Annotated in this window: 1 protein-coding gene; it reads right to left on the reverse strand. The window is 46.2% G+C overall.

Annotated elements, in window-relative coordinates; all coding sequences use genetic code 11:
• Positions 1 to 179: 179 nt before the first annotated feature.
• A complete protein-coding gene (locus HMPREF1986_RS09245) occupies positions 180 to 1805 on the reverse strand; it encodes an IS1182 family transposase (protein WP_036600128.1) in 1626 nt (541 codons plus the stop codon).
• Between the last annotated feature and the right edge of the window lie 135 nt (positions 1806 to 1940).

Below are 1940 nucleotides of genomic sequence, written 5' to 3' on the forward strand. Positions count from 1 at the left end.
GGGGCTGTCGCAATAGAGTGTTGCGACAGCCCTCACGAATCGGTGAAAATCCGGCCTTGATGGCCGGATTTTTCCGATTTCAGGTATGTTTTTTACCTGTTTCTTGATTCGGCAAACGTCAACTAAAGCCGCTCATTGAATAAGCGCCTTCTCCTGATCTGTGTTTTGAATGGCCTTGATTATGAAGCTTTCAGTTCGGTCAAGAACTGGCCTGTCCGGCCTCCCTGGATCTTAAAATGAAGCTTGTTGATGTTGTAGGCAATGGCCAAAAGAACGCTCTGGGCCAGCACATTTTCTTTCCCCCGGTAAAGATACCGCCGGAAGTTCATATCTTCTTTTATAACGGCAAAGCTGCCTTCAGCCTGAATGCTCCGGTTCATTCGGAGCTGAGTCCCGTATTCTGTTGTGATCCTCTCCAGCGTTTCCTGTCGCTTTTGCTTCATCACTTTGGAGATACTAAGACGCTTGTTCCGCTCCTCCATTGGAGTCTTGCAGTTGTTGCCGTGGATGCATTTATCTTTATAAGGACATCTCTGACAGCTTTCACATTCGTATACAGTCACAGTACTGACATAGCCGTTACGGTTCTTACTGTGCCGGTCATAGATCGCTTTGAGCTTCCTTCCGTTTGAACATAGGTATTCATCCGTCTCAGAATCATACGTCATGTTCTCTCTGCGGCTGATATCCTGGCGGTATTTCCGTGTCTTTGAGATCTCATAATTCTGCGGCTTCAAATAGGATTCCTGCCCATTCTGTTCCAGAAAAACATAGGCTTCTTCACTTTCATATCCGGCGTCCGCAACGATTTCCTTGTATTGAAACGAAAGATGGCTCTCCATGTCTTTTAAGAACGGAACCAGTGTCAGAACATCCGTAGGGTGGCTGCTCAGGTCAAGCCACGTGATGTATTGTGCGTCTACTCCATGCTGAAGATTATAAGCCGGCTTTAACTGCCCGTTCTGCATGGCATCCTCTTTCAGACGCATGAATGTCGCATCCGGGTCGGTCTTGGAATAACTGTTCCTCTCCCCGCAGATATGAAGATGCTTTGTGTATTCTTTCAGTTTGCTGATATATCCTTCCAGCATTTCAATGGATTTCTGCAGCTGACTTTTCCGATGGCCGATTCCATAGACAAAGGTGATCTGTTCTTCTCCCTTGATCTGATAGAGCTTTTTGTGCAGCCGTTTCATGGTGTGCAGTGTCGCTTTACCGTTATAGACCACTTTGATTCCATACAAAGTTTCGCATTCTTCGATAAAAGAAAGGATCTTTTCAAACAGGCGGGCCTGATGCTTTGTAACGGATTTTTTCCAGACAAACGTATACTTGTTCGCGCAGGATTCGATCTTTGTCCCATCAATAAATAGGGTCTTGCCGGAAATCTCTCCGAGATCATGAAGAATCGATGTCATGTCAGACAGAAGCGTCTTGGAACAGGCAGACAGATGAAGCGAAATGAACCTTGCGATCGTGGAGTGATCCGGAGCCGGCATTCCTTCAAGAAGGAACATAAAGTTAATGTCCCTTCTGCAGGCTGTTTCAATGTCGCGGCTGGAAAACAGACGGTTCATGGAAGCATAGATCATGATCTTGAGCATCTGTCGCGAAGTCGCCTGATTTTTCCGGACTCTGTCATAGGTGGCATAAAGTTCCGAAAGATCCATTCCCTCCACAAATGCACTCAGAAGGCGGACCGGGTCATCAGCCGGGATCATGTGTTCCGTTTCCAGTGGAAGTTTGATTTGATAATAGCCTCGATATGTCGTATAATCGGGCTGTAAATGTAATGGGGTTTGCATACCATTATTTTACAATAAAGCCCGGACTTTTCGAAGTCCGGGTCTTTGTTTTTTATAAGAGAAATCCGGCTGAATGGCCGGATTTCATCCGATGAAAAAGACTGCCGCACTAATCACTTAGTGCGACAGCCCCTT

The sequence above is a fragment of the Oribacterium sp. oral taxon 078 str. F0263 genome (genome assembly GCF_000469565.1).
Taxonomy (GTDB): domain Bacteria; phylum Bacillota; class Clostridia; order Lachnospirales; family Lachnospiraceae; genus Oribacterium.

What these genes read in the sequence shown, in the direction of transcription:
- HMPREF1986_RS09245 (WP_036600128.1), bottom strand. Translation starts at nt 1,805, where the DNA reads ATGCAAACCCCATTACATTTACAGCCCGATTATACGACATATCGAGGC.